This is a genomic window from Isoptericola sp. F-RaC21, assembly GCF_038593535.1.
In the GTDB taxonomy this organism is placed as follows: domain Bacteria; phylum Actinomycetota; class Actinomycetes; order Actinomycetales; family Cellulomonadaceae; genus Isoptericola.
The window spans coordinates 802,241-828,808 of record NZ_JBCFYX010000002.1; the positions used below are offsets into that span (position 1 = coordinate 802,241).

24 protein-coding genes and 2 tRNA genes are annotated in these 26,568 nt (G+C 73.7%); 17 read left to right on the forward strand and 9 right to left on the reverse strand.

Annotated features, from left to right (window positions below; all coding sequences use genetic code 11):
• Nucleotides 1-49: 49 nt before the first annotated feature.
• Together AAG589_RS09115 and AAG589_RS09120 are read left to right on the forward strand one after the other, a co-directional pair.
• Complete coding sequence (locus AAG589_RS09115) at nucleotides 50-517, forward strand: ribose-5-phosphate isomerase (protein WP_430566915.1); 468 nt, start codon at nucleotides 50-52, stop codon at nucleotides 515-517.
• Between the two features lie 14 nt (nucleotides 518-531).
• Nucleotides 532-1,572, forward strand: coding sequence for an Fpg/Nei family DNA glycosylase (locus AAG589_RS09120; RefSeq protein WP_430566916.1), 1,041 nt, complete (start codon nucleotides 532-534; stop codon nucleotides 1,570-1,572).
• A 22-nt stretch (nucleotides 1,573-1,594) separates the two neighbouring features.
• Here the strand turns inward: AAG589_RS09120 and AAG589_RS09125 are convergent, their stop codons facing one another.
• On the reverse strand, nucleotides 1,595-2,905 hold the full coding sequence (locus tag AAG589_RS09125) for a GNAT family N-acetyltransferase (protein WP_430566917.1): 1,311 nt from the start codon (nucleotides 2,903-2,905) through the stop codon (nucleotides 1,595-1,597).
• Between the two features lie 86 nt (nucleotides 2,906-2,991).
• Here AAG589_RS09125 and AAG589_RS09130 point away from each other — a divergent pair, with 86 nt between their 5' ends.
• Entirely contained in the window at nucleotides 2,992-3,417 is a 426-nt protein-coding gene (locus AAG589_RS09130) for an MGMT family protein (protein WP_430566918.1), read from the forward strand.
• 3 nt (nucleotides 3,418-3,420) lie between these two features.
• Here the strand turns inward: AAG589_RS09130 and AAG589_RS09135 are convergent, their stop codons facing one another.
• Nucleotides 3,421-4,557, reverse strand: coding sequence for an LLM class F420-dependent oxidoreductase (locus AAG589_RS09135; protein ID WP_430567182.1), 1,137 nt, complete (start codon nucleotides 4,555-4,557; stop codon nucleotides 3,421-3,423).
• 141 nt (nucleotides 4,558-4,698) lie between these two features.
• On the opposite strand from AAG589_RS09135, the gene AAG589_RS09140 reads away from it, so the two are divergent.
• Nucleotides 4,699-5,088 carry an MmcQ/YjbR family DNA-binding protein gene (locus AAG589_RS09140; RefSeq protein ID WP_430566919.1) on the forward strand — a complete coding sequence of 130 codons (390 nt, stop codon included), beginning with the start codon at nucleotides 4,699-4,701 and terminating at the stop codon, nucleotides 5,086-5,088.
• Between the two features lie 12 nt (nucleotides 5,089-5,100).
• Here AAG589_RS09140 and AAG589_RS09145 read toward each other — a convergent pair whose 3' ends face one another.
• From AAG589_RS09145 to cysK, 4 genes are all read right to left on the reverse strand, one after another.
• Nucleotides 5,101-6,120, reverse strand: a complete 1,020-nt coding sequence (locus tag AAG589_RS09145) for a DUF1648 domain-containing protein (RefSeq protein ID WP_430566920.1) — start codon at nucleotides 6,118-6,120, stop codon at nucleotides 5,101-5,103.
• Entirely contained in the window at nucleotides 6,117-6,470 is a 354-nt protein-coding gene (locus AAG589_RS09150) for a GntR family transcriptional regulator (protein WP_430566921.1), read from the reverse strand. Before AAG589_RS09150 ends, AAG589_RS09145 begins: the two co-directional genes overlap by 4 nt.
• Nucleotides 6,471-6,595: 125 nt before the next feature.
• On the reverse strand, nucleotides 6,596-7,207 hold the full coding sequence (gene epsC / locus AAG589_RS09155) for a serine O-acetyltransferase EpsC (RefSeq protein ID WP_430567183.1): 612 nt from the start codon (nucleotides 7,205-7,207) through the stop codon (nucleotides 6,596-6,598).
• A gap of 82 nt (nucleotides 7,208-7,289) precedes the next feature.
• The gene (gene cysK, locus AAG589_RS09160) at nucleotides 7,290-8,225 is read right to left on the reverse strand and encodes a cysteine synthase A (protein WP_430566922.1); all 936 of its coding nucleotides are present in this window, start codon (nucleotides 8,223-8,225) and stop codon (nucleotides 7,290-7,292) included.
• A 167-nt stretch (nucleotides 8,226-8,392) separates the two neighbouring features.
• On the opposite strand from cysK, the gene AAG589_RS09165 reads away from it, so the two are divergent.
• Complete coding sequence (locus tag AAG589_RS09165) at nucleotides 8,393-8,557, forward strand: hypothetical protein (RefSeq protein WP_430566923.1); 165 nt, start codon at nucleotides 8,393-8,395, stop codon at nucleotides 8,555-8,557.
• 179 nt (nucleotides 8,558-8,736) lie between these two features.
• On the opposite strand, the gene AAG589_RS09170 is transcribed toward AAG589_RS09165, so the two are convergent.
• Nucleotides 8,737-8,807, reverse strand: a tRNA-Gly gene (locus AAG589_RS09170).
• Between the two features lie 184 nt (nucleotides 8,808-8,991).
• Between AAG589_RS09170 and AAG589_RS09175 the strand changes: the two genes are divergently transcribed.
• The 6 genes from AAG589_RS09175 to clpX all read left to right on the forward strand — a co-directional run bounded on the left by AAG589_RS09175 (nucleotide 8,992) and on the right by clpX (nucleotide 14,321).
• A tRNA-Pro gene (locus tag AAG589_RS09175) sits at nucleotides 8,992-9,065 on the forward strand.
• Nucleotides 9,066-9,196: 131 nt separating this feature from the next.
• Nucleotides 9,197-9,700 carry a DUF4190 domain-containing protein gene (locus AAG589_RS09180; RefSeq protein ID WP_430566924.1) on the forward strand — a complete coding sequence of 168 codons (504 nt, stop codon included), beginning with the start codon at nucleotides 9,197-9,199 and terminating at the stop codon, nucleotides 9,698-9,700.
• Between the two features lie 208 nt (nucleotides 9,701-9,908).
• Entirely contained in the window at nucleotides 9,909-11,294 is a 1,386-nt protein-coding gene (gene tig, locus AAG589_RS09185) for a trigger factor (RefSeq protein ID WP_430567184.1), read from the forward strand.
• A 203-nt stretch (nucleotides 11,295-11,497) separates the two neighbouring features.
• Nucleotides 11,498-12,118, forward strand: coding sequence for an ATP-dependent Clp protease proteolytic subunit (locus AAG589_RS09190; protein ID WP_430567185.1), 621 nt, complete (start codon nucleotides 11,498-11,500; stop codon nucleotides 12,116-12,118).
• A 55-nt stretch (nucleotides 12,119-12,173) separates the two neighbouring features.
• On the forward strand, nucleotides 12,174-12,902 hold the full coding sequence (locus AAG589_RS09195; RefSeq protein ID WP_430566925.1) for an ATP-dependent Clp protease proteolytic subunit: 729 nt from the start codon (nucleotides 12,174-12,176) through the stop codon (nucleotides 12,900-12,902).
• A 144-nt stretch (nucleotides 12,903-13,046) separates the two neighbouring features.
• Nucleotides 13,047-14,321 (forward strand): ATP-dependent Clp protease ATP-binding subunit ClpX, encoded by a 1,275-nt coding sequence (gene clpX / locus AAG589_RS09200; protein ID WP_430566926.1) that lies wholly within the window; start codon nucleotides 13,047-13,049, stop codon nucleotides 14,319-14,321.
• Nucleotides 14,322-14,327: 6 nt separating this feature from the next.
• Here the strand turns inward: clpX and AAG589_RS09205 are convergent, their stop codons facing one another.
• Nucleotides 14,328-16,121, reverse strand: coding sequence for an AMP-dependent synthetase/ligase (locus AAG589_RS09205; RefSeq protein ID WP_430566927.1), 1,794 nt, complete (start codon nucleotides 16,119-16,121; stop codon nucleotides 14,328-14,330).
• 146 nt (nucleotides 16,122-16,267) lie between these two features.
• Here AAG589_RS09205 and AAG589_RS09210 point away from each other — a divergent pair, with 146 nt between their 5' ends.
• On the forward strand, nucleotides 16,268-16,645 hold the full coding sequence (locus AAG589_RS09210) for a chorismate mutase (RefSeq protein ID WP_430566928.1): 378 nt from the start codon (nucleotides 16,268-16,270) through the stop codon (nucleotides 16,643-16,645).
• 120 nt (nucleotides 16,646-16,765) lie between these two features.
• Nucleotides 16,766-18,016 carry a baeRF2 domain-containing protein gene (locus tag AAG589_RS09215; RefSeq protein WP_430566929.1) on the forward strand — a complete coding sequence of 417 codons (1,251 nt, stop codon included), beginning with the start codon at nucleotides 16,766-16,768 and terminating at the stop codon, nucleotides 18,014-18,016.
• 95 nt (nucleotides 18,017-18,111) lie between these two features.
• Here AAG589_RS09215 and valS read toward each other — a convergent pair whose 3' ends face one another.
• Nucleotides 18,112-20,898 carry a valine--tRNA ligase gene (gene valS, locus AAG589_RS09220; RefSeq protein ID WP_430566930.1) on the reverse strand — a complete coding sequence of 929 codons (2,787 nt, stop codon included), beginning with the start codon at nucleotides 20,896-20,898 and terminating at the stop codon, nucleotides 18,112-18,114.
• 268 nt (nucleotides 20,899-21,166) lie between these two features.
• Here valS and AAG589_RS09225 point away from each other — a divergent pair, with 268 nt between their 5' ends.
• From AAG589_RS09225 to AAG589_RS09240, 4 genes are all read left to right on the forward strand, one after another.
• Nucleotides 21,167-22,114 (forward strand): ABC transporter permease, encoded by a 948-nt coding sequence (locus AAG589_RS09225; protein ID WP_430566931.1) that lies wholly within the window; start codon nucleotides 21,167-21,169, stop codon nucleotides 22,112-22,114.
• Nucleotides 22,111-23,103 (forward strand): ABC transporter permease, encoded by a 993-nt coding sequence (locus AAG589_RS09230; RefSeq protein WP_430566932.1) that lies wholly within the window; start codon nucleotides 22,111-22,113, stop codon nucleotides 23,101-23,103. The genes AAG589_RS09225 and AAG589_RS09230 overlap by 4 nt, the downstream gene beginning before the upstream one ends.
• Nucleotides 23,104-23,184: 81 nt before the next feature.
• On the forward strand, nucleotides 23,185-24,879 hold the full coding sequence (locus AAG589_RS09235) for an ABC transporter substrate-binding protein (protein ID WP_430566933.1): 1,695 nt from the start codon (nucleotides 23,185-23,187) through the stop codon (nucleotides 24,877-24,879).
• Nucleotides 24,876-26,555: an ABC transporter ATP-binding protein gene (locus tag AAG589_RS09240; protein WP_430566934.1), complete on the forward strand. Its 1,680-nt coding sequence runs from the start codon at nucleotides 24,876-24,878 to the stop codon at nucleotides 26,553-26,555. The genes AAG589_RS09235 and AAG589_RS09240 overlap by 4 nt, the downstream gene beginning before the upstream one ends.
• The last annotated feature ends 13 nt before the right edge of the window (nucleotides 26,556-26,568 follow it).

Sequence of the window (26,568 nt, forward strand, 5' to 3'; positions counted from 1 at the left end):
GTGCGGGGCGGAGCGGCGGCGGGGGACGCAGGTGAGGGACAATGACGCCATGCGTCTGCACATCGCCGCCGATCACGCCGGATACGAGCTCAAGACCCACCTCGTGGACCACCTGCGCGCCGCGGGCCACGACGTCGTCGACCACGGCGCCCACGAGTACGACCCGCAGGACGACTACCCCGCCTTCTGCATCGCCGCGGGCGAGGCCGTCGTCGCGGAGCCCGGCTCGCTGGGGATCGTCATCGGGGGCTCGGGCAACGGGGAGCAGATCGCGGCGAACAAGGTCGTCGGGGTGCGGGCCGTGCTGGCCTGGTCGCTCGAGACGGCGACGCTCGGCCGCCAGCACAACGACGCCAACGTCATCGCCGTCGGCGGCCGCATGCACAGCCTCGAGGAGGCGACGTCGTTCGTCGAGGCGTTCGTCGCGGAGCCCTTCAGCGGCGACGCCCGCCACCAGCGCCGCATCGACAAGCTGGCCACGTACGAGGCGTCCCGCGACGTCTCCACCATCTCCTGACGCGACCGCCCGACGTGCCCGAAGGTCACACCGTCCACCGGCTCGCGCGCGCCCTGGAGGGGCTGTTCGGCGGCGAGACGCTCGCCGTGTCCAGCCCGCAGGGCCGGTTCGCGGGCGGCGCCGCGCTGCTCGACGGGCGCCGGATGCTGGCCGCGGAGGCGTGGGGCAAGCAGCTCTTCTGCGCCTTCGCTCCCGACGGCGTCGACGACCCTGACGACCCCGACGGGGTCGGCGACGTGCGCTGGCTGCGGGTGCACCTGGGCCTGTACGGGGCGTGGACGTTCGCCGGCGACCCTTCGACAGGCTCAGGGGGGTCCGGCGGCAGGATCGTGCACGCGATCGGCGCGCCGCGCCGGCGCATCGGGGAGCGCGAGACGACGCCGCTCGACGGCGGCCCCGGTGCTGACCCGGTCCCCGGCGCGGCGGGGGAGTGGGGCCCGCCCGCGCCGCGCGGCGCCGTCCGGCTGCGCCTGCTCGGCACGCACGCCGTCGCGGACCTCACCGGCCCGACGGCGTGCGAGGTGCTGACCGGCGCGGAGAAGGCGGCCGTCGAGGCGCGGCTGGGCCCGGACCCGATCCGGCCGGACGGCGGACGGGCGTCGCTCGACGACGCCCGCTCGGCCTTCGTGGCCCGCGTGCGCCGCTCGCGCGTGACGGTCGGGCAGCAGCTCATGGACCAGGCGGTGATCGCCGGCGTCGGCAACATCTACCGGGCCGAGGCGCTGTTCCGGGCCGGCGTGGACCCCCTGCGCCCCGGCCGGGACGTGCCGGCGGCGGCGCTCGCCGCGATCTGGGACGACCTGGTCGTGCTCATGCGCGACGGCGCCGCCACGGGTGCGATCGTCACGACGCGGCCGGAGCACCGGGTGCCGGACGGGGGCGGCGGCCGCGTGACGCGGCAGAACACCGACGGCGACGCCGACGCCGTGCCCCGGGACGCGTCGTTCTACGTGTACCACCGCGACGGCCTGCCGTGCCGCGTCTGCGGCGCCCCGGTGCTCACCAAGGAGCTCGCCGGCCGCAACCTGTTCTGGTGCGGGGTCTGCCAGGCCTGACCCGGTCCCGTCAGGGCACCCGTCAGAACACCCAGCCGCAGGCGGGCGCGAGCGGCCAGCCGAACGCCGCGCTCGCGCGGACGAGGGCGCCCGGCGTGCGCTCGGCGACGAGCCCGGCACCGGCCAGTGCGACGAGCGACGTGCCGCCCAGGTAGGCGGCCCCGAGCTCGCGCACGTCCAGCTCCAGGTCGGGCGCGGCGTCGGTGCGCTCGCACGTCGCGGCCCCGAACGCCGTCGCGCGCAGGCGCCACGACCCGGCGTTGTCGGGCAGCCGGGCGTCGGAGACCCCCAGCACGACGTCGACGTCGGCCTGGTAGCGGCGGCCGGCCAGGGCGGCGGGGACGTCGACGACGCGCACCCACACGTTGTCGGTGATCCGGGCGCCCGCGGCCCGCGGGTCGACGAGGAGGCTCATGATCGCGTCGTCGACCGGGAGCAGGAACGGGTCCGTGCTGCTCATGAGGTCGAGGTCGAGCAGCACGCCCCACAGGGCGCGTGCGGCCGCGGCGTCGAGGGCCACGACGTCGCCCAGGTGCACGGTGCCGCGGGGGCCGGTCACCTGCCAGTCCATGCTGCGGCGGAACGTCGCGTAGCCGCGCGCCTCGCCGTCGCGCTCGACGACGACGATCCGCAGCGACTCGCGCCCGCTCGCGCGGAACGACTTCGGGTCCGCCCAGTAGCTCTCCCACAGCGCGTCGGTCTCCCGGGTGGCCCAGCCGGGCCGGTTGATCCCCGCCGGGCCCGCAGGCAGGCCGGGGGCGCGGTGCAGGCGCGCGACGAGGTCGCCGTGGCGTGCCCGGTCGGCGTGCTCCACGCGCACGGTGTGCTCCGCGGCGCCGGGGACGTCGCGCAGGGCCGCGCCGCGCGGGACGGTGAGGCGCAGGTCGTCGGCCGCCTTGCCGTACCCGAACCGGCCGTAGATGGCGGTCTCGGCGGCGAACAGCGCCGACAGGGCCTCGCCGCGCTCGCGGCACCGCTCCAGGTGGTGGTCGATCATGGCCGTGAGCAACCCTCGGCGGCGGTGCTGCGGGTGCACGCCCACCCAGGTCAGGCCCGCCGTCGGCAGCGTGGCGCCCGGGACGGGGAACTCGCTGAACGGGTAGGACGCGTGCATCGCGGCCAGGCCGTCCGTCCCGCCCGAGGGGGCGCCGGCCTCGACGCCCACGGTCCGCTCCCAGGTCAGGGGGAGGGGGAGCTCGTCGAACTCGCCCGTCGAGTGCGGGTCCGGGAACGCCCAGGTGTCGAGGTCGACCAGGGCGCGGCGGTCGGCGGCGGTGAGCGGGCGCAGGCGGTACCCGGCGGGCAGGGCGGAGGAGGAGTGGTCGGAGGTCACCCGCCGATCGTCGCCCGAGGTGGACGCCCCGGCCAGCCCATTTCCGCGGTCGGTGCCGGGCGGCGCGGTCGTCGTAGGGTCGCCGTGTGCCTGCCGCCCCCGACGAGCCCCTGGACGCCCCCGACGAGTACGCCGTGGAGGTGCTCGCCCTGGTGCGCCGCATCCCGTCCGGCCGCGCGATGACGTACGGGCTGATCGCGGAGATCGTCGGGGAGCGCCTCGGCCGCGGCGGGCCGCGCCAGGTCGGCAACGTCATGGCGGGCTCCGGGGACCGCTACGCCCACCTCGTGCCGGACGGCGCCGCCGTGATCGGCCCCGTGCAGGACAACCACGCCGTCCCGTGGTGGCGCGTGGTCAACGCGGCCGGCGCGCCGCCGGCGCGGCACGTCACCGCGGCCCTCGACGCCCTGCGCGCCGAGGGCTGCCCGCTCACGCGCGACGGCCGCCGCGTGGACCTGCGCCGTGCCGTCTGGTTCCCCGACGACGACGGCGCGGGCCCCGAGGGGGAGTAGCGGTCAGGCCTTGCTCGGCGCCACCCGGGCGGCCACCGAGCCGGCCGACGCGCGGACCCGGGCGCCCAGCGGGGTGCTGCCACCCGCGTCCTTGCGCGCGGCCTGCGACGCGGCGAGCACGGTGAGCATCGAGGACGGGTCGCCCTGCAGCAGCATCGTGGTCAGCGCGGTGCCGTCCCAGCGGGCCAGGTCGCGCGCGACCTTGTCCGCCGGCCCGACGAGGGCGATCTCCTCGACCAGCTCCGTCGGCACGGCCCGCGCGGCGTCCTCCTTGCGGCCTGCCAGGTACAGCGCCTGCACCTCGTCGAGCTGGGCCGCGTAGCCGAGCCGGTCCAGCGAGGCCTTGTGGAAGTTGGCCTCCTTCGAGCCCATGCCCCCGGCGTACAGGGCGATGTGCGGGCGGATGACGTCCGCGGCCGCCTCGACGTCGTCGCGCACGACGACGGGCACGGTCGCGAGCACCTCGAACGACGAGGACGGCGTCCGCTCGTCGGCGCGCTGCGCGAACCCGGAGGCGAGCAGCTCGCGGTGCTCGGCGTCGGCCCGCGGGGCGTAGAAGCCCGCCATCCAGCCGTCGGCGATCTCGGCGGCGAGCGTCACGTTCTTCGGGCCCTGGGCCGCCAGCACGATCGGGATGTCGGCGCGGCGCGGGTGCACGGTCGGCTTGAGCGCCTTGCCGAGGCCGGTGGCGCCGGGGGTGTCCGCGGGGAGGGGGAGCCGGAAGAACTCGCCGTCCGCCGACACGGGCCGCTCGCGGGCGAAGACCTGTCGCACGACGTCGACGTACTCGCGGGTGCGGGCCAGCGGGCGGCGGTACGGCTGGCCGTACCAGCCCTCGACCACCTGCGGGCCGGACGCGCCGAGCCCCAGCACGAACCGCCCGCCGGAGAGGTGGTCGAGCGTGATCGCCTGCATGGCGGTGGCGGTCGGGGTGCGGGCCGCCATCTGCGCGATGCCGGTGCCGAGCCGCAGGCGGCGCGTGCGGGACCCCCACCAGGCCAGGGGGGTGAACGCGTCCGAGCCGTACGCCTCCGCGGTCCAGACCGAGTCGAGGCCCAGCGCCTCGGCCGCGACGAGCGCGGGCACGATGCCCTTCGGAGGCTTGCGGGACCAGTAGCCGGTCTGGATGCCGATGCGCAGGGTGCTCATGGGGCGGGTGCTCCTCGTCGAGATGGGACCGTCGCGGCGCCCCGATCTTCCCGGTACCGGGAGTACGGGGTAATGCCCGTCACACCATAGCCGACGCCGTGCGTGCGGCGGGATCGCGGCTACGTTCGGGGGATGGCGACGATCGAGGACGCGGCCCGCGCCGCGGCGGCGCTGCCCGAGGTCACGGAGACGACGACGTTCCGCAACCGCGCGTGGGCCGTGGCCGGCCGCGTCTTCGCGTGGGACCGGCCGTTCAGCAAGGCGGACGTGCGGCGGTTCGGGGACGAGCCCGTGCCGTCCGGGCCGATCCTCGCCGTCATGGTCGATGACCTGGGCGAGAAGGAGGCCGTGCTCGCCGCCCGCCCGGAGACGCTGACGATCCCGCACCTCGACGGGGTTCCCGTCGTGCTCGTGCGGCTCGAGGCGGTCGACGACGCCGTGCTGCGCGAGCTGCTCGTGGACGCCTGGTTCGCGAAGGCCCCGCGGCGGGTGGCGGACGCGCACCGCGACCTGCTCGGGTGAGCGGGCCGGGCGTCAGCCGCGCCGGGCGCGGTCGGCCATCGCGTTGAGCAGCGCGGCGGCCCCCGCGGCGTCGTCGACCGTCACCGTGAACGACCGCCCGCCCGTGCGCTCGACGAGCAGCGCCTCGCCGGCGCGCAGCACCACGCCCACGCGCCCGTCGCGGGCCGTGCGCCAGCCCCACCCGCCGTAGTCGCGCAGCGGACGCACCTGCGTCACCGAGGCGCGCACCACCTCGTCCGCCGGGACGCGGGTGCCGGGCCAGCCCGCCGTCGACCGCACGGTGAGGCCCGCGGCGTCGACGCGCACGGTGAAGGCGAACATCGCCACGAAGATCGCCGCGAGCACCGCGGGGACCACGAGCATCGTCCACTCGTCCGTCACGACCGCGAGCGCGGCTGTCACGACCACCGCGACCGCTCCGACGGCGAGCCCGGTGCCGCCGGCCGCCCGGCGCAGCCAGACCACGCGCTCCCCGTCCCGCAGCGCGGCGCGGGGAGCGTCGGCGGGCACCGGCGCCTCGGCGGGCATCGCGGGGTCGCCCGGGACGAGCGCGGCCGCGATCCCTGCCGGGACGAGGGGCAGGAGGATGCTCGCCGCCAGCGTGGCGCCGGACAGCTCGACCTGGGAGGCGTCGGCCAGGCCGCGCTGGGGCGCGAGCGTCCCGACGACGATCGCCGCCATGAACGCGCCCGACCACACGCAGCCTCCCGCCGCGACGCGACGCGTGGAGGCGGCTGCTCCCTGCGTGAGGCCGATAAGCGCGAAGACGCCGCAGAGCACGACCGTGGTCACGACACCCACCAGCGCGATCGTGGCCGGCGCCATGAATCCGTCCGGCGCGCCGCCGTCGCTCCAGTGCGACGCGATCCGCGGCGGCAGCTCGTCGCGCCACGTCCAGACGACCGCGGCCGCGCCGAGCGCGAGGAGCAGCCCCGCGAGCGACGACCATGCCATCGCGCGGCGCGCGCGGGGGCGCCAGACCTCCGTAGCGGTGCGCGCTCGCGGGGTGCCGGGCGGGGGAGCGGTGGTCATCGGTGCATCGCCTCCGTGACGAGGGTGGTGGTGGTCTGCGCGGACAGTCCCGCCCGGCGGGCCGCGGCGGCCAGCTCGGCGACCGCCCGCTCGACGTCCGAGAGGTCGGCCGCCGCGGCGGCGACGACGGCGCCGCGCCCGCGGCGGAGCTCGACGACGCCGTCGTCGCGCAGCACCTGGTAGGCCCGCAGGACGGTGTGCATGTTGAGCTCCAGCGAGGCCGCCAGGTCGCGGGCGGCGGGGAGCCGTTCGCCCGGCCGCAGCGTGCCGTGGGCGACGCCGAGGCGCACCTGGGCGACCAGCTGCGCGTACAGCGGCTCGTCGCTCGCGGGGTCGATGCGCCACATCATGGTCCGCAGCCTAGTTGTTCTACGACTACTAGAACAACTAGGCGAACAACTCCGTCGGCCCGTCCGGGTACGACGACGGCCCGTGCCCGCCGTCGCGGTGCACGGGCCGTGTCGGGCCGAGCCGCTCAGATCACGTACTCGAGCAGCTCGGAGGCGTCCTCGACGTGCTGGCCGTGGTCCGGCCGGTGGCCGGGGGTGCGCGCGTGCGCGGGGATCCCCACGGCCACCATGCCGGTCGGCACGTCGCGGGTGACGACGGCGTTCGCGCCGATCTGCGCGTCGTCGCCGATCCACAGCGGGCCGAGGACCTTGGCGCCGGCGCCCACCATGACCCGGTCGCCCAGGGTCGGGTGCCGCTTGCCCCGCGTCATCGAGCGGCCGCCCAGCGTGGAGCCGTGGAACAGCACGCAGTCGTCGCCGACGACCGCCGTCTGCCCGATCACCACGCCCATGCCGTGGTCGATGAAGAGCCGCCGCCCGATCCGCGCCCCGGGGTGGATCTCGATCCCGGTGATCCACCGCGCGACCTGGGACAGCAGCCGCGCCGGCAGCCGCAGGCCCGGGCGGTGCCACATCCGGTGCGTCACCCGGTGCGCCCAGACTGCGTGCACGCCCGGGTAGCCGAGCGCGACCTCGAACCGGGAGCGCGCCGCCGGGTCGTGGGCGTGCGCGGCCTCGAGGTCCTCGGCGAGGATCTCGACCAGGTGGCGCAGGCCCGGGCGGTGCCCGGCCGGCATCGGGTGGTCGACGGTCCCGTCGAGATCCTCGCGAGGTGCGCTCGTCGAGCGGGCGGCCGGGCCGGTGCGGTGGCTCGTCACGTCAGTCCAGCAGGTCCGAGTACAGGATCGTGGACAGGTACCGCTCGCCGAAGTCCGGGATGACGACGACGATCAGCTTGCCCGCGTTCTCCGGCCGCTTCGCGACCTCGAGCGCCCCGGCGATCGCGGCGCCCGAGGAGATGCCGACCAGCAGGCCCTCCTCCTTCGCCGCGCGGCGGGCGAGCTCGACCGACGTCTCGGCGTCGACGTCGAGCACCTCGTCGTAGACGGAGGTGTCGAGGATCTCCGGCACGAAGTTGGCGCCCAGGCCCTGGATCTTGTGGGGGCCGGGGGTGCCGCCGGTGAGGATCGGCGACTCGGCGGGCTCGACCGCGACGATCCGCACCTCGGGCTTGCGCTCCTTGAGGACCTGGCCGACGCCGGTGATGGTGCCGCCGGTGCCGATGCCGGACACCACGACGTCGACCTCGCCGTCGGTGTCGGCCCAGATCTCCTCGGCGGTGGTCTCACGGTGGATCTTCGGGTTGGCCTCGTTGGCGAACTGCCGGGCGAGGATGGCGCCGGGCCGCTCGGCGGCGATCTTCTCCGCCGCGGCGACGGCGCCCTTCATGCCCTCCGCGCCCGGCGAGAGCACGAGCTCCGCGCCGTACGCGCGCAGCAGGGCGCGGCGCTCCTTCGACATCGTCTCGGGCATCGCCAGGACGACCTGGTAGCCGCGCGCGGCGCCGACCCAGGCGAGCGCGATGCCGGTGTTGCCGGAGGTGCCCTCGACGATGGTGCCGCCCGGCTGCAGGGCGCCGGAGGCCTCCGCGGCGTCGATGATCGAGACGCCGATGCGGTCCTTCACGGAGTTGGCCGGGTTGTAGAACTCGAGCTTCGCGACGACCGTCGCGTCGAGGCCGGCGGCGAGACGGTTCAGCCGGACGAGCGGGGTGCGGCCGATGAGCTTCGTCGCGTCGTCGTAGATGCGTGCCATGAGTTGTCCTTCTCCAGGAGTTCGTGCGGGCGAGGTGGTGCGGGGGTGCCGCCGCGTGCGGTGCGGGCCGTCGAGCGGATCGCCGGGGGAGCGCAGCGCGGGAGCGTCGGCGGGTGGGTGCGAGCGCCGCACGATCGCCGGGGGCCCCGCCGTGGTGCGGGCCGGGCGTGACGTGGACGCTCTATCGACAGCATCGCGGCGTCGTCGCCGCGACGCACGCCGGGGTGCGGGGCGTCGACGCCGGCGTCGTCCCGCGGGAGGACGACCGGGCGGACGAGAAGGCGGCGCGGCGGACGATCGTCATGCCCCGGCCCTCCTCGTCGTGTTCCTGATGGTGCTGTCGCGCCTGTCTCAGGCTGCGGCGCCGAGCCTAACCAGGTGGCGACCGATCGACAAGGAGCATCTCATCCATCGGCGTCGTCGATCGGTCGACCGACACCTGTCCCAGGGCCGGGCGAGCAGGGCCGGGCGAGCGCGAGGGAGCCGAGACGGCGGAGAGGGAAGGGAGGGGAGCGGGCGACGGGAATCGAACCCGCGTAGCCAGTTTGGAAGACTGGGGCTCTACCATTGAGCTACGCCCGCACGGCCACCCCGCGACGTCGTCGCCGGGTGGGAACGCGGGCCAACCCTAGCAAAGGTGCGGAGCCCTCCCGCCCGGTCGCCATGACCCGCCGCGTGGCCCGCCGTCGCACCGTCCGTGCACGTCGTGGCCTCGCCTCGGGGAGGCGGCACTACACTGACCGAGGCCCCGCCCGACGGCGGGCCGCGGGGTGTGGCGCAGCTTGGTAGCGCATCTGCTTTGGGAGCAGAGGGTCGCTGGTTCGAATCCAGTCACCCCGACACGGAGGCACGGCGCCGGACGACGCGGTCCGGCGCGGCTCGCCCGCGGATCGACCCGCGCGCCGCGCGCCGATCTGGAAGGATCAGCCCCCGATCGCCGACGGACGGCGACCGACGTGCGAGGAGAACTGATGACCACCCCGGACCCCTACACGCCAGGCACGCCCGAGCCGGGGGCGACGCCCCCCGGCGGCACCGAGCCCCAGCAGCCCGCCGCCGGCCAGCCGGGGCAGGGCCAGCCCTACCCCGGGCAGCAGGCCCCCGGGCAGCCGTACCCGGCTCCCGGCCAGGCGTACCCCGCCGCGCCGCCCGCCGGGCAGTACGCGCCCGCCTACGGCCAGCCGCCGCAGAACCCGGGCAAGACGCTCGGCATCGTCGGCCTGGTCCTCGGCTTCTTCGGCCCGCTCTCGCTCGTCGGCCTGATCCTGTCGATCGTCGGCCTCGTGAAGTCGCGCAAGGTGGGCCAGCCGAACGGCGTCGCCGTCGCCGGCATCATCGTGAGCGGCCTGGTGCTGCTCGGCACGATCATCGTGGGCATCGTCGCCGGTATCGGCATCGCCCACGTCATCGAGACGTGCGGGGACCTCGGCCCGGGTACCCACTCCGTGGACGGCGTCACGTACACCTGCTCCTGAGCACCCGTCCTGACGGCTGCGGCGAGGCCGCCCGGCGACGCGCGTCCGTGTGACGCGGGCGTCAGCCGGGCGGCCTTCGTCGTGACGTAGGATGGACGGGTTGCCCGTACGCCTGTCGTACGGTCCCCGCACCCCGCGCCGCAGCAACCAGGCCGGCTCGCGCCGGTGAGACGCGCGCGCAGCACCCGAACCGTTGGAGACCATCGAAGTGAAGAGCGCCGTCGAGACCCTGGAGCCCACCAAGGTCAAGCTGACCGTCGAGGTGGAGTACGACGAGCTCAAGCCGAGCATCGACCACGCGTACAAGCACATCGCCGAGCAGGTGAACATCCCGGGGTTCCGCAAGGGCAAGGTTCCCCCGCGCATCATCGACCAGCGCGTCGGCTGGGGTGCGGTCGTCGAGCACGCGGTGAACGACGCTCTGTCGAACTTCTACCGCGACGCCGTCACGGCCGAGTCGCTGCGCCCCCTGGGCCAGCCCGAGGTCGAGGTGACCGAGATCCCCGCCAAGGCCGGCGAGGGCCAGCTCGCGTTCACCGCCGAGGTCGAGGTCCGCCCCGAGATCACCCTCCCGGAGCTGTCCGGCATCGACATCACGGTGGACTCCACCGAGGTGACCGACGAGGACGTCACCGAGCGCCTGGACGCGCTGCGCGAGCGCTTCGGCACCCTCGTGGGCGTCGACCGCCCCGCCGCCGAGGGCGACTACGTCGTCATCGACCTCAAGGCCGTCATCGGCGACGAGGAGATCGACTCGGTCTCCGGCGTCTCCTACCAGATCGGCGCCGGCAACATGCTGGAGGGCCTCGACGAGGCGCTCACCGGCCTGTCGACGGACGAGACCACGACCTTCGCCACCAAGCTCGCCGGCGGCGAGCACGAGGGCGAGGAGGCGCAGGTCACCGTCACGGCCACGGCCGTCAAGGAGCGCGACCTGCCGACGGCGGACGACGACTTCGCCCAGCTCGCGTCCGAGTTCGACACCCTCGAGGAGCTGACCGCGGACCTGCGCGAGCAGGTCGCGTCGATCAAGACGTCGAACCAGGCCGTCGCCGCCCGCGACCTGCTGCTCGAGAAGCTGCTCGAGGCCGTCGAGGTCCCGGTGCCGTCGGGCGCCGTCGAGGCCGAGGTGCACCGCCACCTGGAGTCGGAGAACCGGCTCGAGGACGACGAGCACCGCGCCGAGGTCACCGAGGACGCCACCAAGGCCCTCAAGAACCAGATCCTGCTCGACACGCTGGCCGAGAAGCTCGAGGTCCAGGTCGGTCAGGGCGAGCTCGTGGAGTACCTGGTCCAGGCCTCGCAGCAGTACGGGATGGACCCGAACCAGTTCATCTCCACCCTCGACCAGGGCGGCCAGATCCCCGCCATGGTCGGCGAGGTCGCCCGCTCGAAGGCCCTCGCCGTCGCGCTGCGGGAGATCGAGGTCAAGGACTCCGACGGCAACGCCGTCGACCTGACCGAGTTCATCGGCACCGAGGAGGAGGACGCCGCGGCCGCCGAGGCCGAGGGCGCCGCCGAGTCCACCGGATCGGACGAGGCCGCCGCCTCCGACGACGCGGAGGACGCCTCCGAGGAGACGGCCAAGGCCTGACCCAGGAGCGTTCCCACGCCCCACGACGGCCCGCATCGTCCGTACGGACGGTGCGGGCCGTCGTCGTCCCGCCAGGACGCTCGGGGGCAGCGTGTGCGCCCGCAGCGAAAAGGCCCTGCACCGGGACGTTTCGCGTGGCTGCTGCACGTTAGGGTCGATCGACGGCGATGACGAAGGAGACCGACGTGAACGACTTGCTGCGGATGGACGGTGCCACGCCGACGGCGCGCGCCGACGGCCAGGGCCTCGGGCTCAACGACTCCATCTACAACCGGCTCCTCAAGGAGCGCATCATCTGGCTGGGCTCGGAGGTGCGCGACGAGAACGCGAACGCCATCTGCGCACAGATGATGCTGCTGGCCGCGGAGGACCCGGACAAGGACATCTGGCTGTACATCAACAGCCCCGGCGGCTCCATCACGGCCGGCATGGCGATCTACGACACGATGCAGTACATCAAGCCCGACGTCGCGACCATCGCGATGGGGATGGCCGCCTCGATGGGGCAGTTCCTGCTCTCCTCGGGCGCGAAGGGCAAGCGCTACATCACCCCGCACGCCCGCGTGCTCATGCACCAGCCCTCGGGCGGAGTCGGCGGCACCGCGACCGACGTGCGGATCGGTGCGCAGCTGATCATGCACATGAAGAAGGTGCTCTCCGAGCTGACGGCCGAGCAGACCGGGCAGTCGCTGGAGACGATCCTCAAGGACAACGACCGCGACAAGTGGTTCACCGCGGACGAGGCCCTCGAGTACGGCTTCGTCGACCACGTGGTCACCAACGCCGCCTCGGTCTCGGGGGGTGGCGGCACGTCGGGCTCCTGACGCCGAGCCCACCCGCCCCCCGGAACCCACCGACTTCCCACCCGAGGAGAACACCGTGAGCTACTCAGACGAGTACCAGTTCGCACAGCGGGCCCAGCGCCTCGCGGGCGCCGCGGCGCGGCCCGGCGGCGTCGCGCTCCCGTACGGGTCCAGCACCGACGCGCCGTCCGCGCGCTACGTGCTGCCCCAGTTCGAGGAGCGCACCGCGTACGGCTTCAAGCGCCAGGACCCGTACACCAAGCTGTTCGAGGACCGCATCATATTCATGGGCGTCCAGGTCGACGACGCGTCGGCGGACGACATCATGGCGCAGCTGCTGGTCCTGGAGAGCCAGGACCCCGACCGCGACATCATGATCTACATCAACTCGCCCGGCGGCTCGTTCACGGCCATGACGGCGCTGTACGACACGATGCAGTTCATCAAGCCGCAGATCCAGACGGTGTGCCTCGGCCAGGCGGCGTCCGCCGCCGCCGTGCTGCTCGCCGCCGGCCAGCCGGGCAAGCGCCTCGCGCTGCCGAACGCCCGCGTGCTGATCCACCAGCCCGCGATGGAGGGCGGCGGCTACGCCCAGGCGTCCGACATCGAGATCCACGCCAACGAGCTGATCCGCATGCGCGAGTGGCTGGAGTTCACGCTGGCTGCGCACACGGGCAAGTCCGAGGAGCAGGTGCGCGAGGACATCGAGCGCGACAAGATCCTCACCGCCGCGCAGGCGAAGGACTACGGCCTGGTCGACCAGGTGCTCGAGAGCCGCAAGCCCGCGGCCCTGGCGCCTCGCTGACCTGCACGTTCGCGGGGCCCACGACCTCCCGAGGGAGACGTCGTGGGCCCCGTGACACGACGCACCGGGCTGCTCGGCTGACAACGACGCCCCCGTGGTGTGGAATGGACGCAGGACCCAGCACTCAGGACATGGAGGCTCCCGGTGGCTCGGATCGGTGACGGCGCAGACCTGCTCAAGTGCTCGTTCTGCGGGAAGTCGCAGAAGCAGGTCAAAAAGCTGATCGCCGGCCCCGGCGTGTACATCTGCGACGAGTGCATCGACCTGTGCAACGAGATCATCGAGGAGGAGCTCGGCGAGGCGGCGGAGCTGGGGCTCACCGAGCTGCCGAAGCCGCGCGAGATCTTCGACTTCCTCGAGCAGTACGTCATCGGGCAGGAGCCGGCCAAGCGGGCCCTCGCGGTGGCGGTCTACAACCACTACAAGCGGGTCCAGGCGGGCGAGGCGCAGCGCGACGGTGACGACGCCGTCGAGATCGCGAAGTCCAACATCCTGCTCATCGGGCCCACGGGCACCGGCAAGACCTACCTGGCGCAGACGTTGGCGAAGATGCTCAACGTGCCGTTCGCCATCGCCGACGCCACGGCCCTCACGGAGGCCGGGTACGTGGGCGAGGACGTCGAGAACATCCTCCTCAAGCTCATCCAGGCCGCGGACTACGACGTCAAGAAGGCCGAGACGGGCATCATCTACATCGACGAGGTCGACAAGGTGGCCCGCAAGGCGGAGAACCCGTCGATCACGCGGGACGTCTCCGGCGAGGGCGTGCAGCAGGCGCTCCTGAAGATCATCGAGGGCACGACGGCGTCGGTGCCCCCGCAGGGCGGGCGCAAGCACCCCCACCAGGAGTTCATCCAGATCGACACCACGAACGTGCTGTTCATCGTGGCCGGCGCGTTCGCCGGTCTCGACGACATCGTGGCCTCCCGCGCCCGCAAGCGCGGCATCGGGTTCAGCGCCCCCATGGAGACCGTCGTCGACGACGACCTATTCGCCGAGGTGCGCCCCGAGGACCTGCAGAAGTACGGCCTCATCCCCGAGTTCATCGGGCGGCTGCCCGTCATCGCGTCCGTGTCGCCGCTGGACCGCGAGGCCCTGGTGCGGATCCTCACCGAGCCGCGCAACGCGCTCGTCAAGCAGTTCCAGCGCATGTTCGAGATCGACGGCGTGGAGCTCGAGTTCGAGCAGGAGGCCGTCGAGGCGATCGCCGAGCAGGCGCTGCTGCGCGGCACCGGCGCCCGAGGCCTGCGGGCGATCATGGAGGAGGTCCTCCAGCAGGTGATGTTCGACGTGCCCAGCCGGGACGATGTCGAGCGGGTCGTCGTGAGCCGCGAGGTGGTGCTGGAGAACGTCAACCCGACGCTCGTGCCGCGCACCTCGCCGGTGCGCCGCCGCACCCCGCGCGAGAAGAGCGCCTGACCGGCCTCAGCGCGCGTACAGCGCGTCGACCTCGTCCGCGAAGTCGCGCAGGACGAGGTCCCGCTTCACCTTGAGCGACGGGGTGAGGTACTCGTTGGCCTCCGTGAAGTCGCCCTCGAGCACGCGGAACTTGCGGATGGACTCGGCCCGGGACACGGCCGTGTTGGCCTCCTCGACCGCGGCGTCGAGGGCCGCGAGCACCCGGGGGTCGGTCCGGGCGGCGCCCACCGACATCGGCGGGATGCCCTGCGTGGCCAACCAGCCGGGCAGCATCTCGGCGTCCAGGGTGATCAGGGCCCCGATGAAGGGGCGTTTGTCGCCCACGACGACCACCTGGGACACCAGCGGGTGCGCGCGCACCCGGTCCTCCAGGGGCGCGGGGGCCACGTTCTTGCCGCCGGCGGTGACGATGATCTCCTTGGTGCGGCCCGTGATGCGCAGGTGGCCCTGGTCCAGCGCGCCCAGGTCGCCGGTGCGGAACCAGCCGTCCGTCATCGCGTCGGCGGTCAGGTCGGGGCGGCCGCGGTAGCCGCGGAACAGGTGCGGGCCCGCGACGAAGACCGCGCCGTCGTCGTCGATCCGCACCGACGTGCCCGGGAAGGGCGGGCCGACGGTGCCGATCCGCAGGTCGGAGGGCAGGTTGACGGCCGTCGGGGCGGTGGTCTCGGTGAGCCCGTAGCCCTCGAGGACCGTCAGCCCCGCGCCGCGGAAGAAGTGGCCGAGCCGGTCGCCGAGCGGCGCGCCGCCCGAGATCGCGTAGCGCAGGTCCCCGCCCATCGCCGCGCGCAGCTGTGCCAGCACCAGCCGGTCGGCGACGGCGTGCCGGGCGCGCAGCGCCGCAGGGACGCGCCCGGTGTCGAGGGCGCGGGAGTACTGCCCGGAGACGCGCGCGGCCCACCCGAACACCCGACGCTTCGTGCGCGACCCGGCCCGCTGCTCGGCCGAGTTGTAGACCTTCTCGAACACGCGGGGCACGGCCAGCAGGAACGTGGGCCGGAACGTCTTGAGGTCGTCGGTGAGCGTCTTGACGTCCGGGAGGTGTCCGAGGACCGAGCCGCTCGCGATCACCGCGACCTGGATGAGCCGGGCGAAGACGTGCGCGAGCGGCAGGAAGAGCACGGTGCGCGCGCCGTCGGCCTCCAGCAGCTCCGGCAGGACGAGGCGGGCGTTCATCGCGAGGTGCGCGAAGTTGCCGTGGGTGAGCTCGGCGCCCTTGGGACGGCCGGTGGAGCCGGAGGTGTAGACGATCGTCGCCAGGTCGTCGCGCCCTACGGCGTCGCGGCGCGCCGCGACGTCCCGCGCGGGCACCGACCCGGCGGCCTCGCGCAGGTCGTCGACGGCGCCCGTCGCGATGACGAGGACGTCCTCGAGGCCGGGCAGCTCGTCGCGCACCTGGCGGACGGCGTCGGCGTGCGCGGGCGTCTCCACGACGACGAGCCGGGCGCCGGAGTCCTCGAGGATCCAGCGCACCTGGTCGGGGGAGGACGTCTCGTAGACCGGCACGACGACCGCGCCGGCCGCCCAGGCGGCGAAGTCGAGGAGCGTCCACTCGTACCGGGTGCGCGACATGATGGCGACGCGGTCGCCGGGCTCGATCCCGCGCGCGACGAGGCCGCGCGCCACGACCATGACGTCGGCCTGGAACTCGCCGGCGGACACCGGCACCCAGGGGCCGCCGGACGAGGCCCGCCGCTCGACGAGCGTGCGGTCGCCGGCCCGGGCGACCCGGTCGGCCAGCAGCGTGCTGATGCTCGTGCCCGCGGGCACGTCCACGAGGCTCGGCGTCGTCGCGACCGTCATCTGCTCTCTCTCCGTGCTGGCTGACGTGGGTGGGCGTCCGGCGTCGTGCCGCGACGTGGCGGCCGACGGGTGCCCGACCAGTGTCCGGTCGTCGTCCGGGCCGACGTGGGACCTTACACGGTCGGCGCGCCTCGTAGGATCGAGGCATGCCCGACACCCCTCACGATCCCGCACCCCGGCCTGCGACGGACGAGATGCCCCAGGAGATCCTCGACCTGCGCGCCAGCATCGACAACATCGACGCCGCGCTCGTGCACCTGCTGGCCGAGCGCTTCAAGATGACCCGACGCGTGGGCGAGCTGAAGGCGGTGGGCGGCCTCCCGCCCGCCGACCCGTCGCGCGACCGCCAGCAGGTCGACCGGCTCAAGGGGCTCGCGGAGGGCGCCGGGCTCGACCCGGAGTTCACCGAGCAGTTCCGCAACTTCATCGTCTCCGAGGTGATCCGCCACCACGAGCGCATCGCCGAGGAGCACGCCGCCGGGCGGCTCAAGGGCGAGCTGCCGCCCCTGGACACCTACGCTTGAAGGGGTGAGATCTGACCCGCTGACACGGGTCCGGGATCTTCGCGCGACGCGGTGGCGTCCGCCGCGTTTCCGTCGCACGCTGGGGGCTACAGCCGACGACGGACACCTGGGGGACCACGGATGAAGATCGACTGGCTCAAGCCCCTCGTCGGACGCCCCGGACCGTTCGCGACCGTCTACCTGGACGCGACGCCCTCGGCCGAGGCGGGCGACAGGGACGTCGCGAACCGGTGGCGGGCCGTGCGGCGCTCGTTGGAACGCCAGGGCGCGCCCACGGGCGTGCTCGACGCGCTCGAGACCGCCGTGCTGCGACCGACGCGCGCGACGGGGGCCCACGGCAGGGTGCTCATCGCCGAGGACGGGGGCGTCGCGGTGGACCGCGTGCTGCGCAACCCGCCCGCCGTCGCGACGGGCGTGTGGCTGCCGGTGCCGGTGCTGCTGCAGGCGGCGCAGGCGGCGGACGAGGCGGTCGACGCCCTGTGCGTCGCCGTCGACCGCAGCGGCGCGGACTTCTGGCCGTGCGACGCGGGCGGCCGGGCGAGCGGCGGCCGCGAGTCGTTCACCGGCCCGGACGACGAGGTGAGCAAGACCTCGAGCCCGGGCACGAAGCGGGCGACGATCGAGTCGCGTGCCGAGGACTCGTGGGGGCGCAACGCCGAGGCGGTGGCCGCGGAGATCGACCGGCGCGTGGCGGAGAGCCGCCCGGAGGTCGTGGTCCTCACGGGCGACGTCCGCGCCGTGAAGCTGGTGCGCGCCTCGCTCGGGCAGGAGGCCGCACGACGCACCGTGGAGGTCGCGGGCGGCGGCCGCGGGCCGGGGGTGCGGGAGGCCGACTTCGCCGCGAGCGTGGAGGACGCGCTCGACTCCTACCGGGAGCGGCGGCGCGAGGTGGTGCTCGCCGAGTACCGGCAGGACCAGGGCCGCGAGGAGGGGGCCGTGTCCTCGATCGACGACGTGGTCGCCGTCCTGGCGCGCGGGCAGGTCAAGGCCCTGGTGCTGGCCGAGCAGATCGCCCTCGACTCGGCGTCCGCGCTCGCCGGCACGGGGGGTGGCGCCGGCGCGGCGGGCGGCGTCGACGGCCTGCTCGGCGGGCGGACCCTGTGGATCGGGCCGGACCCGATGCACATCGCGACCTCGCGCGCGGACCTGGCGGACCTCGGCGTCACCGACGGGCTGGAGGAGCTGCCGGCGACGTCCGCGCTGCTGCGTGCCGCCATCGGGCAGGACGCCGGGCTGACCTTCGCGCCCGAGGGGTCCGTGGACCTCGTGGACGGCGTCGGCGCCACCCTGCGGTGGCACGACGACGGGACGCCCAAGGAGGTCGCCGCCACCATGAGCGGCGACGGCGACCGGTTCACCACGCCGAGGTAGTTCGAAAAGTGCCGAGGTAGTTCGAGGGACGTCCCGCAGAGATGCGGGCCGTCCCTCGAACTACCTCGGCAAATTGTGAACTACCTCGGCGTGGGTCAGGCCTTCGGCTTGCGGGCCGGGGGCTCGCCCAGCTCGGACGCGGTGACGACGATGCCGCCCTGCACGTCGGGGTTGCCCTGGCCCTCGGCGGCCTCGACGACGTCGAGCGTGCCGGTGGCGCGGCCGGCGCCGCGCACGTCGTCCAGGGCGGACCGGACGCCGTCGAGCAGCGCGGCCGGGACCGCCATCGACGCCGAGAGGATCGGCGTGCGCATCGAGACCTTGGCCTCGGACTTGATCTTGCGCAGCGCGGCGAGCGCGTGCCCCGCGGCGGTGAGCTGCACGGGCTCGGCGTCGCCGGACGCCGCGCGCAGCGGCTCGGCCACGGGCCAGGCGGCGTGGTGCACCGACCCGGTGCGCCACCACGACCAGACCTCCTCGGTGGCGAACGGCAGGAAGGGCGCCAGCAGCCGCAGCAGCGTGTCCACGGCCAGGGCGAGAGCGGTGCGGGCCGACTCCGTCTCGGCGGTCACCTCGGTGGCCGCCGCGCCCGCGCCGTACGCGCGGTCCTTGACCAGCTCGAGGTAGTCGTCGCAGAACGTCCAGAAGAACGTCTCCGTGACCTCGAGCGCGCGGGTGTGGTCGTACGCCTCGAACGCGGCGGTGGCCTGCTCGACGACGTCGGCCAGCCCGGCGAGCATCGCGCGGTCCAGGGGCACCGTGACGCGGGCCGGGTCCAGCACGATCTCGCCGGCGCCGGTCTCGGGGTCCACGCCGAACGTCAGCGCGAACTTCGACGCGTTGAGCACCTTGATCGCGAGGCGGCGGCCGATCTTCATCTGGCCGACCTCGAACGCGGCGTCCGTGCCCAGGCGCGCGGCGGCGGCCCAGTAGCGCACGGCGTCCGCGCCGTGCTCCTCGAGCAGCGCCATCGGCGTGACGACGTTGCCCTTGGACTTGGACATCTTCTTGCGGTCCGGGTCGAGGATCCAGCCGCTGATCGCCGCGTGCTTCCACGGCAGCACCCCGCACTCGAGGTGCGAGCGCACGACCGACGAGAACAGCCAGGTGCGGATGATGTCCTGGCCCTGGGGGCGCAGGTCCATCGGGTACACCCGGGAGAAGAGGTCCGCGTCGCGCTCCCAGCCGGACACGATGAGCGGCGACAGGGACGACGTCGCCCACGTGTCCATCACGTCCGCGTCACCGACGAAGCCGCCGGGCGCGCCGCGCTGCGACTCGTCGTAGCCGGCGGGGGCCTGCGAGGTGGGGTCGACGGGGAGCTCGGCCTCGGTCGGCACGATCGGGTGCTCGTGGTCGACCTCGCCCGCCTCGGTCACCGGGTACCAGAGCGGCACGGCCACGCCGAAGAAGCGCTGGCGCGAGATGAGCCAGTCGCCGTTGAGGCCGTTCACCCAGTTCTCGTAGCGCACGCGCATGAAGTCGGGGTGGAAGTCGAGCTCCTTGCCGCGCGCGAGCAGCTCGGCCTTGAGGTCACGCTGGTCCCAGTCGCGCCCGCCGTTGCGGATGTACCACTGGCGCGAGGTGACGATCTCGAGGGGCTTGTCGCCCTTCTCGTAGAAGTTCGTCATGCGCTGGGTGGGCTTCGGCTCGCCGTCCAGGTCGCCCGACGCGACGAGCGCCTCGACGACCGCCTTGCGGGCGCTGAACGTCGTCTTGCCCGCGAGCTCGGCGGCGTACAGCTCCTCGCCGGGGCCGCCGGAGATCCAGGCGGGCGTCTCGCGGGACAGGCGGCCGTCGCGCTGGATGACCGAGCGCGTGGCGAGCTGCAGCTCGCGCCACCACTGCACGTCGGTGAGGTCGCCGAAGGTGCAGCACATGGCGATGCCCGCGCCCTTGTCCATCGCGGCGGCCGGGTGCGCGAGCACCGGCACCTCCACGCCGAACAGCGGGGAGGTCACGGTGGTGCCGAACAGGCCCTGGTACCGCTCGTCGTCCGGGTGGGCGATGAGCGCCACGACGGCGGGGATGAGCTCGGGGCGGGTGGTCTCGATGTAGACGGGCTCGCCGTCCGGGCGGTGGAACGCGACCCGGTGGTAGTGCCCCGGGTACTCGCGGGCCTCGAGCTCGGCCTGCGCCACGGCGGTCTGGAACGTCACGTCCCACAGGCCCGGCGCCTCCGCCTGGTAGGCCTCGCCGCGGGCGAGGTTGCGCAGGAAGGCGCGCTGCGACGCGGCGCGCGAGGTGGCGTCGATGGTCTGGTAGTTCTGCGCCCAGTCCACGGACAGGCCGAGGCGGCGCCACAGCTCCTCGAACTGGCGCTCGTCGTCGGCGGTGAGCCGCTCGCACAGCTCGATGAAGTTGCGGCGGCTGACCGGCACCTGGTCGGCGGGCTTGACGTTCTTGCCGTCGGTGCCCTGGTGCGGGGGCTCGAAGCCCTCGACGTACGGCAGCGACGGGTCGCAGCGCACGCCGTAGTAGTTCTGCACGCGACGCTCGGTGGGCAGGCCGTTGTCGTCCCAGCCCATCGGGTAGAAGACCTTCTTGCCGCGCATCCGCTGGAAGCGCGCGACGGTGTCGGTGTGCGTGTAACTGAACACGTGGCCCACGTGCAGCGAGCCGGAGACCGTGGGGGGCGGGGTGTCGATCGAGTACACCTGCTCGCGCGTGGCGGTGCGGTCGAACGCGTAGGTGCCCTCGGCCGTCCAGCGCTCGTCGAAGCGCTGCTCCAGGCCCTCCAGGCTCACCTTGTCCGGTACCTCCCGGACCACCGCGCGCACGACGTCGCCGGCTACCTGAGCAACAGAGCTGCCGGCGGGCGGGGTCGCTGCGGGGGTCTGCGCGGGCGCGGTCGGCGCCTCGGGGGTCGGGAAGTCGCTCATGGTCGCCCATTCTCCCAGATCCGCGGTGGCGCTCCGCGCAGGATGATCTCACTCACCGGACATGGATGCCACGATGTGGACAGGCGTACGGAGCGGCCGCGGAACCGTCGTACTGTGACGGCCGGCGGCGCCTCAGGTGCCGCTCTCGAACGTCCGGCGCGCTCCGCGTAGCCGGCTCCAGGGTCCCGGGAGGACGAGATGCAGGCGATGTGTTGTCGGTGCTGTTGCCGCCACGTCGCCCTGCCCGTCTGACACCCGAGGAGCTCCCATGACGCTCGACCACGCCGACGAGCTGGTCGTGCCGGAAGGTCAGCCCGCGCCCGCTGCCGGGCGCCGCACGTTCTGGCGCCGATTCGCCCAGGACCGTTTCGCCGTCGTAGGCGCGGTCGTCGTGGTCGGCTACGTCGTCGTCGCGTTGCTCGCCCCGCTGATCACGCGCGTGCTCGGCGTCGACCCGTACACCTACGACCTGGACGCCCTCGACCCGACGGGCGCCCCGGCCGGCTGGGGCGGCGGCATCAGCGCCGAGCACTGGTTCGGCGTCGAGCCGCTGACCGGGCGCGACCTGTTCGCGATCGTGCTCATGGGCTCCCGGACGTCGCTGGTGGTGGGCCTCGGCGCCACGGTGGTCTCGATGCTCATCGGCACGCTGCTCGGGCTGCTCGCGGGCTACCTCGGCGGCTGGGTCGACTGGGTGGTCAGCCGCGGCGTGGACATCATGCTCGGGCTGCCCGCGCTGATCTTCATGATCGCGATCGGCGCCGTGGCGCCGGAGTCCTTCCCCCGCCTCCTGCTGCTCGTGCTGGTCATCGGGTTCTTCAGCTGGTCGTCCGTGGCCCGCGTCGTGCGCGGTCAGGCCCTCGGCCTGCGCTCGCGCGGCTTCGTGCGCGCCTCCCAGGCCCTCGGTGCCGGGCACGCGCACGTGCTGTTCCGCCAGGTGCTGCCGAACCTGGCCGCCACCGTGGTCGTGTTCGCGACCATCAGCATCCCCGGCGCGATCGGAGCCGAGGCCGCGCTGTCGTTCCTCGGGGTCGGCGTGCCGCCGCCGACGCCGTCCTGGGGACGGTCCATCGGCGACGCCGTGACCTGGTTCAGCTCCGACCCGATGTACCTGCTCTTCCCCGGCATCGCGCTGTTCGGCATCACGCTCGCGTTCAACGCGTTCGGCGACGGCCTGCGCGACGCTCTCGACCCGCGCTCCGGAGGTCGCCGGTGAACGCCCTGCGGTTCGCCGGCACGCGTCTGGCGAGCATGGTCTTCGTCCTGCTCGCCGTCTCGCTGCTGACCTACGCGATCTTCGTGCTGCTGCCCGCCGACCCCGCGCAGCTCGCCTGCGGGCGCCCGTGCACCCCCGAGCGCCTCGAGACGGCTCGCGCGTTCATGGGGCTGGACCAGAACTTCCTGGTGCAGTGGTGGAACTTCATCACGGGGATCTTCACAGGCCGCACCTACGGCTCGGCCGGCGCGCAGATCGACTGCCCGGCCCCCTGCCTCGGCTACTCCTTCGTCCTGCGCCAGCCGGTGACCGACCTGATCCTCGGTCGCCTGCCGGTCACGTTCTCCATCGCGATCGGCGCGGCCGTCCTCTGGCTGCTGGCCGGCGTCGCGGCGGGCGTCGTGGCCGCGGTGCGCCGCGGCACCGCGGTCGACCGCGCGATCATGGTCACGGCGATCACCGGGGTCTCGGCCCCCAGCTACCTCGTGGGGCTGCTCGGCATCCTGCTCTTCGGCTTCACGCTCGACATGGTGCCCGTGAACGGCTATGTGCCGCTGACCACCAGCCCCGTCGACTGGGCCTGGCACCTGGTGCTGCCGTGGTGCGTGCTCGCCTTCCTCTCGGCGGCGATCTACGCGCGGCTCACCCGCGCCCAGATGCTCGACGCCCTCGGGTCGGAGTACGTGCGCACGGCCCGCGCCAAGGGGATCACCGAGCGGCGCGTCGTGACCCGGCACGCGCTGCGCAACGTCATGGTTCCGGTGGTCACGCTGTTCGGCCTCGACCTGGGCGTGCTGCTGGGCGGGACCGTGATCACCGAGAAGGTGTTCTCGATGGCGGGGCTGGGCGCCCTGCTGCTCGACGCCGTCGGGAACACCGACGTCCCGCTGCTCGTGGGCGTCACCTTCTTCTCCGCGGCCCTCATCGTGGTCGCCAACCTGCTCGTCGACGTCGTCTACGGCGTCATGGACCCGCGGGTGCGCGCGTGAGCGCCGTGCCGTACGCCGGGCGATGTCCGCGTACCCGCGCCAACCCCGTCACGACGCTCTTCCTCGAGAGGCCCTGAACCCATGACCCGCAACACCCTCCGCAGCCGACGGCGTTCCGTCGGCGCCGTCTCCGCCGTCGCCACGCTCGCGCTGGTCCTCACCGCGTGCGGGGCGAACGACCCGGACACCGGCTCGTCCGGGAGCGCTGCCGCCGTCCAGCAGGGCGGCACCCTGCACATCCTCACCTCCGCGCCGTCGATCAACTGGGACCCGGCCACGAGCCAGAACCTCGCGATCACGACGCTCGGGCTGGTGGAGCGCCGCCTCACGGCATGGCAGACCAACCCCGACGGCAGCACCGAGGTGGTGCCCGACCTCGCCACCGACACCGGCACCGTGTCCGACGACGGCAAGACCTGGACGTACACGCTCAAGGACGGCGTCACGTTCGAGGACGGGACGCCGATCACGTCGCAGGACGTCAAGTACTCCGTCGAGCGGTCCTTCGCCCCCGAGCTCACCGGCGGCCTGAGCTACCACAAGAGCCTGCTGACCGGCGGCGACGACTACGCGGGCCCGTACGACGGCAAGGAGCTCGACTCGATCGAGACGCCGGACGACAAGACCATCGTCTTCCACCTGGACAGCGCGTACGGCGACTGGCCGTGGGTCGTGTCGATGCCGGCGTTCGGCGCGGTGCCCGAGGACAAGGACGACGTGTCGACGTACACCACGACCCCTGTGGCGACGGGGCCGTACAAGGTCGCCGAGACGCAGGAGGGGACCTCGGTCACCCTCGAGCGCAACGACGCCTGGGACCAGGCGACCGACGACGCCCGCACCGCCGGCCCCGACTCGATCGTCTTCGAGCTGGGGCAGGACGAGACCGTCGTCGCCCAGCGGCTCATCGCCGACGCCGGTGACGACCAGAACGCCTTCGGCGCGACGTTCGTGCCCGCGGCGCAGCTCGCGCAGGTGCAGAACGACGCGAAGGCCAAGGAGCGCCTCGTGACGTCCGGGCCGGGCGCGCTCGCGTACCTGGCGATCAACACCGAGGCCGAGGGGCTCGACGACGTCAAGGTGCGGCAGGCGATCCAGTACGCCGTGGACAAGCAGGCGTTCCAGGTGGCGTCCGGCGGGGCGATCGCGGGCGACCTGGCGACGACGCTCATCACGCCGGGGATCCCGGGGCGCGAGGACTACGACCTGTACCCGGCGGAGCCGTCCGGCGACCCGGACAAGGCGAAGGATCTTCTCGCCGAGGCGGGCTGGAAGGACCGGGCGCTGCGCCTCGTCGTCACCGACGACGCACCCACGCTGGCCAAGGCGCAGGCCGTCCAGCAGGGTCTCGAGCGCGCCGGCCTCACGGTGAAGATCGTGTCGCAGCCGTCCGAGGTCTGGACGCAGACCGTGACGCAGGGCGACGGGTCGAAGTACGACCTCACGATCTCGTCGTGGCAGCCCGACTTCCCGAGCGCGAACGGCAACATCCAGCCGCTGTTCGCCTCGTCGCAGATCGGGGACGGCGGGTACAACCTGTCGCGCTACTCGAACGAGGACGTGGACGCCCTGATCGAGCAGGCGACCCAGGAGACCGACCCCGATGCGGCGGCCGGCGTCTGGGCCCAGGCCGACAAGGCGATCCTCGAGGACGCCCCGGTGGTGCCGCTGATCTTCACGAAGAACTCCTTCCTGCACGGCTCCAAGGTGCAGAACTTCGAGATCCCGGACTTCCCGGCGTACCCGAACTACCTCAAGGTCTCGCTGGCCCAGTGAGCACCGACACGCGCGACGGGCGGCCCCTCCTGCAGGTGGAGGGGCTGTCCGTGGTGTTCGACGAGGCAAGCGGGCCGGCGGTCGACGGGTCGTCGTGGGCGCTGTGGCCGGGGCAGGTGACCGCGCTGGTCGGCGAGTCCGGCTCCGGGAAGTCGGTCTCCGCGATGGCGGTGCTCGGGCTCCTGCCCCCGTCCGCGACGGTGACGGGCAGCATCCGGTACGACGGCGACGAGCTGGTCGGCGCCTCGCCCGACGAGTTCAGGGCCGTGCGTGGCGCGGTCTTCTCGCTGGTCTCCCAGGAGCCGATGGGCGCGTGGAACCCCGTGCTCACCATCGGCGACCAGGTGGCGGAGGCGGTCGGGGCGCACGCCCGGGTCTCCCGGTCCGTCTCCCGCGGCCGGGTGCTGGAGCTGCTGAGAGAGGCCGGGCTGGCCGACGCGGAACGGATCGCGCGGTCGTTCCCGCACCAGCTGTCCGGCGGGCAGCTCCAGCGCGCCCTCATCGCGATGGCGCTCTCGCAGGACCCGGTGGCGATCGTGGCCGACGAGCCGACGACCGCCCTGGACGTCACGGTGCAGGCCGACATCCTCGACCTGCTGCGACGGCTGCGTGACACCCGCGGCACGGCGGTGCTGCTCATCACGCACGACATGGGCGTGGTCGCCGACCTCGCGGACGACGTCGTCGTGATGCGCGACGGGACGGTCGTCGAGCACGCTCCGGTGCGCGAGCTGTTCTCCGCGCCGCGCGAGGAGTACACGCGCACGTTGCTCGACGCCGTCCCGCACCTCGGGCGCGCGCTCGAGCCGTCGTCGCCCGAGGTACGGGAGCCCGCGCCGGCCGGCGGAGCCGCTCCGGGCGGTGCCGACGTCGTCGTGCTGGAGGACGTCGACGTCGTGTACGGCGGGAGGCGCCGGCGTGCGGCCGTGCACGCCGCGGACGGCGTGAGCCTGCGTATCGCGGCCGGCGAGGTGCTGGGCCTGGTGGGCGAGTCGGGCTCGGGCAAGTCCACGCTGGGCCAGGTGGTCTCGGGGCTGCTCGCACCGGATCGCGGCCGGGTCGTGGTGGACGGCCTCGAGCTGGCCGGCGCGCGGCGCGCGGACCTGCGCGCGGTGCGGCGGCGCACGGGCATCGTCTTCCAGGACCCGGCGTCCACGCTCAACCCCCGCTGGTCGGTGGGCGCCTGCGTCGCCGAGCCGCTGCGCCTGCACGCCCGGCTCGGCGACGCCGAGACCCGGGCCCGGGTGCTCGAGCTGCTGGCGATGGTGGGCCTGACCGCGGAGCATGCCGCCCGGTACCCCCACGAGCTCTCCGGCGGCCAGCGGCAGCGGGTCGCCATCGCCCGGGCGGTCGCGCTCGACCCGGCCGTGCTGGTGGCGGACGAGCCGACCAGCGCCCTCGACGTCTCGGTGCAGGCCCGGGTGCTGGAGGTGTTCGCCGAGCTGCAGGCGCGCCTGGGCTTCGCGTGCCTGTTCGTGTCGCACAACCTGGCGGTCGTGGAGCGGGTCAGCGACCGCGTCGCCGTCATGCAGGCGGGCCGCATCGTCGAGACCGGCCCGACGTCGCGCGTGCTGGGCGCCCCGCGGGAGGAGTACACGCGCCGGCTCGTGGGCGCCGCCCCCGTCGCCGACCCGGCCCTGCAGGAGCGCCGACGGCGGGAGCGGGCGGGCGTCTGACGCTTCCTCCGGA

Bases quoted from the DNA above. Each gene is read 5' to 3' on its own strand.
- AAG589_RS09115 (WP_430566915.1), top strand. From the start codon at position 50: ATGCGTCTGCACATCGCCGCCGATCACGCCGGATACGAGCTCAAGACC.
- AAG589_RS09140 (WP_430566919.1), top strand. From the start codon at position 4,699: ATGGCGACGATCGAGGACGCGGCCCGCGCCGCGGCGGCGCTGCCCGAG.
- AAG589_RS09145 (WP_430566920.1), bottom strand. From the start codon at position 6,120: ATGACCACCGCTCCCCCGCCCGGCACCCCGCGAGCGCGCACCGCTACG.
- AAG589_RS09150 (WP_430566921.1), bottom strand. From the start codon at position 6,470: ATGATGTGGCGCATCGACCCCGCGAGCGACGAGCCGCTGTACGCGCAG.
- epsC (WP_430567183.1), bottom strand. From the start codon at position 7,207: ATGCCGGCCGGGCACCGCCCGGGCCTGCGCCACCTGGTCGAGATCCTC.
- cysK (WP_430566922.1), bottom strand. From the start codon at position 8,225: ATGGCACGCATCTACGACGACGCGACGAAGCTCATCGGCCGCACCCCG.
- AAG589_RS09180 (WP_430566924.1), top strand. From the start codon at position 9,197: ATGACCACCCCGGACCCCTACACGCCAGGCACGCCCGAGCCGGGGGCG.
- AAG589_RS09190 (WP_430567185.1), top strand. From the start codon at position 11,498: ATGGACGGTGCCACGCCGACGGCGCGCGCCGACGGCCAGGGCCTCGGG.
- AAG589_RS09205 (WP_430566927.1), bottom strand. From the start codon at position 16,121: ATGACGGTCGCGACGACGCCGAGCCTCGTGGACGTGCCCGCGGGCACG.
- AAG589_RS09210 (WP_430566928.1), top strand. From the start codon at position 16,268: ATGCCCGACACCCCTCACGATCCCGCACCCCGGCCTGCGACGGACGAG.
- AAG589_RS09215 (WP_430566929.1), top strand. From the start codon at position 16,766: ATGAAGATCGACTGGCTCAAGCCCCTCGTCGGACGCCCCGGACCGTTC.
- valS (WP_430566930.1), bottom strand. From the start codon at position 20,898: ATGAGCGACTTCCCGACCCCCGAGGCGCCGACCGCGCCCGCGCAGACC.
- AAG589_RS09225 (WP_430566931.1), top strand. From the start codon at position 21,167: ATGACGCTCGACCACGCCGACGAGCTGGTCGTGCCGGAAGGTCAGCCC.
- AAG589_RS09235 (WP_430566933.1), top strand. From the start codon at position 23,185: ATGACCCGCAACACCCTCCGCAGCCGACGGCGTTCCGTCGGCGCCGTC.